Genomic DNA, 2,392 nt, shown 5'->3' with positions numbered 1-2,392 from the left:
AGGCGGGCAGTCAACCGGGAAAATCACATCAGCGCCCTCAAAGAGCGGATTACGGCACTTGGAGGGCGTTAGAGGGTTTACCGCTCTGTCGCCCTTGCAGACCTGGCGCAGAAGCTCGGCAACGTCCCTAGCGAACCCGATAGGTGCTGTACGGGCGTTGTTGGTCAAAGGAACGCCCTCAATAAGCCAAAAAGCTTGTACGCCCTGAGCGGTAAAAACTAGGGCATGGGGCTGGATTTCAGAGGGCAAATCAAAGACATAATTTGCGGCGAAAATGTGGTCGATGTCGATGACCAGGGCGCGGCAAAAAGAGCGGCTGGGCTGGTAAAACTCGTGTTTTTCTAGGTCTGCCCGAAGGGTTTTGCTCAGGGGGTCAGACTTGGTGTCAGAGCAGAGGAAAATGCGCTGGGTATCTGTGAGATGTGCGGCGAACCGGTGCTTTTTGGTTGCGGTCTCGCCTAGCACTGCTAGACTCTTAGACAAAGCTTAATTCCTTTCACTAAACGCAATTGGTGGGAATTTTCCGAACCGGCAGAGGGTGCAATCTCTGCCGGTTCTTTTTTTAAAAAAAATCTTCTCTTAGCCTACACGCCTACCCCTGTGCCTGTGGGCTTTTCTTATTCCTGCCGTGCTGCTGATACGCGGAGCATGAGCCACCAGATCAAGCCCCGTCATAGGGTGGCGCTTGCGCCATCGCGTAGCGACGCGCAGCGCCCTTGGTGGGTCTTGTTCGGTGGCTAGAATGCGTCCGGTGAAGCAGCGCAGCAGAGAAAAGAAAACCCGTCCCTTGGTTGCCCAACGCAGTGCCCCGAAACCGGGCTAAAACAGGTCTGAAAGCCATTTAGGTTACCTAAGTGGATAGCTTGCTCCGCCGGGGCTTTGGGGTGCTTCCTTATTGCGAATGGTTCATTTTAGAAGTTCCTGGGTCATTGAATGCATGAGGTGTGGCGAAAAACGGGCTCAAAAACTGACTGACTGACTGACTGAAAATTTTGGCAGTGCGGATTACAGATGTAAGCCCTTGTGCATTTCAATGCCACATGTGTGTAGGAAAATCTGGTGAGTTTTTGAATCGTTGCGGGTAGTTATTTTTGAAAGCGCAAACGGTAGGGTTGGACAACCAAAAAGTTTTTGGCATACGTGCCTGACTGAATATCTGCCTGACTGAATATCTGCACTGGGTAGGTGTATAAGCACGTAGACCTTGACGGGGTTAGCAAGAGTGCTTTGGGGGGGGTAACTATCTCATCGCTGTCGTTTTCACTAGCTATGATGGCAGGTCATTAAAAGTAAAGAACCGCATACCAACTCTTCAGAGTGGTATGCGGTTCTTTATAAAGTCATCCGGTTACTTTTTCTGTTGCTTAGAGGCACGGTTATTCCAGAGGAACCAGCCCAACCCAACAAGCAATGTAAACAACCCGAATAAATAACTTACGAGAAACTCTTTCAATGCAGCGGCAGAGCCGTGCAAAATACCTTCAACGCCGGTCAATGCCAACGCTAGAGGAAGAGGAAGCACAGCAAGGACAAGTACGGTAACGACAATGGAAGTTAGATTCTTATTTTTCACTAAATAAACTCTTTGACCCCGCATTTTCCAGCTATCCAAACAATCTGTCCAGGAAGTCCACCTGGAAGAAGCTTATTTGCCATCTTCTTGATAACGAGGCTAGCTCCCTTAGCGCCCAGGATCCGGGAAAGATTGGTGTGAATAATAGATGAAGCAACACGCCACTGACGCGACTTAAGAGCATCTATAACGGGCTTGTTTACAGCTTGCTTCAAGATATCTAGCCCAAAAGCCACCGCGATACCGTTTCCAACACAGCGTGCATAGCTTTCCCAACTAGCATTAGGGGCGACTACGCCAAGCGTAGGTTGTGCACTGAAGGAGCGGTCTAGCCCTGCCAAAGCTTGATCAAAGGCAACGGGGTCATTTTGGTATTGAGCTTCAAACTCTGCGGCCATCTGGTCTAGTAGCGCAGATACTTCAGCGTCTTCATAAGCTAGCCCCTGGGACATGGCACTGGTCGGATTGGCATAAACCGGCGTGACAGCCGTCCCAGCAAACAAGGTCGCGGAGATAGCGATGCATAGAGTGGTAGCAAGACCACGGTAGGGAACTTTCATGTGGGGCCTCCGAGAGTAGGTAAGAGTGAGGTATGTGTGACTTTAGTCATAGTATTCTCTCAGCTCCTAGAGGTTGTCAAGAGGCTTTTTCAGACTGGCAGGCCTGGACCAGAGGGAGGGTAGTCTCGTGGCAGGCGGGCAGTCAACCGGGAAAATCACATCAGCGCCCTCAAAGAGCGGATTACGGCACTTGGAGGGCGTTAGAGGGTTTACCGCTCTGTCGCCCTTGCAGACCTGGCGCAGAAGCTCGGCAACGTCC

General features: G+C 51.0%; 4 protein-coding genes. All 4 read right to left on the bottom strand.

From position 1 onward, the window contains the following. Window positions 1-483: hypothetical protein (locus L6990_RS11730; protein WP_237204370.1), on the bottom strand; the 483-nt coding region annotated here is incomplete at its 3' end. A gap of 865 nt (window positions 484-1,348) precedes the next feature. Continuing rightward, a complete protein-coding gene (locus L6990_RS11725; protein WP_237204369.1) occupies window positions 1,349-1,573 on the bottom strand; it encodes a hypothetical protein in 225 nt (74 codons plus the stop codon). Beyond that, the gene (locus tag L6990_RS11720; RefSeq protein WP_237204368.1) at window positions 1,573-2,133 is read right to left on the bottom strand and encodes a hypothetical protein; all 561 of its coding nucleotides are present in this window, start codon (window positions 2,131-2,133) and stop codon (window positions 1,573-1,575) included. The genes L6990_RS11725 and L6990_RS11720 overlap by 1 nt, the downstream gene beginning before the upstream one ends. Window positions 2,134-2,199: 66 nt before the next feature. Next, on the bottom strand, window positions 2,200-2,392 hold a 193-nt coding region (locus tag L6990_RS11715), incomplete at its 5' end, for a hypothetical protein (RefSeq protein WP_237204367.1).

This window comes from Rothia endophytica (assembly GCF_928381505.1).
In the GTDB taxonomy this organism is placed as follows: domain Bacteria; phylum Actinomycetota; class Actinomycetes; order Actinomycetales; family Micrococcaceae; genus Rothia; species Rothia endophytica_A.
This window is presented reverse-complemented; position numbering and strand designations above follow the sequence as displayed.

What these genes read in the sequence shown, in the direction of transcription:
- L6990_RS11720 (WP_237204368.1), bottom strand. Translation starts at nt 2,133, where the DNA reads ATGAAAGTTCCCTACCGTGGTCTTGCTACCACTCTATGCATCGCTATC.